1 protein-coding gene is annotated in these 1,051 nt (G+C 61.5%); it reads left to right on the forward strand.

Translation table 11 applies throughout. The annotated features are described in order from the left end of the window. Nucleotides 1-192: 192 nt before the first annotated feature. Nucleotides 193-1,051: diiron oxygenase (locus ACFWF3_RS37000; RefSeq protein ID WP_379318923.1), on the forward strand; the 859-nt coding region annotated here is incomplete at its 3' end.

The following is a 1,051-nucleotide window of genomic DNA, read 5'->3' on the forward strand; positions in this document are numbered from 1 at the left end:
CTGCGGACCCTCGAAGACTGTGCATGACGCAGTGTCACAGGTAGAGGCATTTTTACTGGTGAGTAGCTTCCTCAACAGGGCTTTCGCCACGCCGAACACGAGAAATTCGGCATGGCATGGAGTTGACGTGACTCGGTGTAGGTGTAACCATTGGAAACAGTAAACGTCCCTAGAGGAGAGGCAGTGACGACGATGTCTGCGCCCACCACCCCTGACGTCGATCCTGTAGTCGCGGAGGCTCAGGCGTACGCCGAGAAGTTGCTGATGCTGTCCGAGGCATCGGTCGATCGCCACTTCGACCCGTTCGAGGACATCGACTGGGACGCCCCCGACTTCGATCCGAACTGCAAGCCCGAGCGCTGGGTCCTGGTCACCTCGGCCGACCCCATCGGTCGCCACCCCTGGTACCAGGCGCTGCCGCTGGACACCAAGATCGAGATCGGCAAGGTCCGTCAGGCCAACGTGGCCAAGGTCGGCCTGCAGTTCGAGGCGATCCTGATCGTCGGCATGATGCAGCACATCTTCAACCTGAAGAACAACGACCCGGAATTCCGGTACTGCTCGCACGAGATGATCGAAGAGCACAACCACACCCTGATGTTCCAGGAGATGGTGAACCGCGTCGCCGACGTGCCGGGCATGAACCCGCTCGTGCGTCAGCTGCGCCACCTGGTCTCCCCGGTCGGCGCGCTGATGCCGAACCTGTTCTTCATGGCCGTACTCGCCGGCGAAGAGCCGATCGACCACATCCAGAAGGACATCCTGCGCTCGGGTGACGACATTCACCCGATCATGCGCGGCGTGATGGCGATCCACGTGGCCGAGGAAGCTCGCCACATCTCCTTCGCGCACGAGTTCCTGAAGAAGAACGTGCCCGCGCAGCGCTCGTTCAACAAGTTCGTGCTGTCGCTGGCCATGCCGACCATCATGTTCATCCTCGGCCGGGCCATCGCAACCCCGCCGAAGACCTTCTTCAAGCAGTTCGACATGCCCGCCGACGTGCGCAAGGAGCTGTTCTACGGCTCCAAGGAGGCCAAGCAGGTCTTCGCCG

The organism is Nocardia sp. NPDC060220 (genome assembly GCF_042727815.1).
In the GTDB taxonomy this organism is placed as follows: domain Bacteria; phylum Actinomycetota; class Actinomycetes; order Mycobacteriales; family Mycobacteriaceae; genus Nocardia.